Genomic DNA, 258 nt, shown 5'->3' with positions numbered 1-258 from the left:
GTTCTGCGCCTGCTCCGCGTTGTAGGCGCGGATCGGGCAGTGACCGGCATGCTGGAGATTCACCGAGATCAGTTCGGAAATCGCGGGCTCATCTTCGACGACGAGAATGTTGCTGGGCATCGGCACCTCTGTTCTTCCTATACGGAGTCGATTAACTGTTGGCTTCGCGATCGAGCGTGTCGCGCGGCTGATGCCGCACGTCGGTGCCCTTCACGATGTAGATGATGAACTCGGCGATGTTCTTCGCGTGATCGCCGA

2 pseudogenes are annotated in these 258 nt (G+C 58.9%); both read right to left on the bottom strand.

The features are described 5' to 3' along the window. A pseudogene (locus SB816_RS33060) lies at window positions 1–120 on the bottom strand (DNA-binding response regulator); the annotation flags it as partial. 31 nt (window positions 121–151) lie between these two features. Continuing rightward, window positions 152–258, bottom strand: a pseudogene (locus SB816_RS33055) (phosphate transport system regulator PhoU); the annotation flags it as partial.

The organism is Achromobacter sp. SIMBA_011, from assembly GCF_046535435.1.
Lineage (GTDB): Bacteria > Pseudomonadota > Gammaproteobacteria > Burkholderiales > Burkholderiaceae_B > Achromobacter > Achromobacter dolens.
The sequence above is the reverse complement of the archived record's forward strand: the minus strand, read 5'-3'. Positions and strand labels throughout refer to the sequence as shown.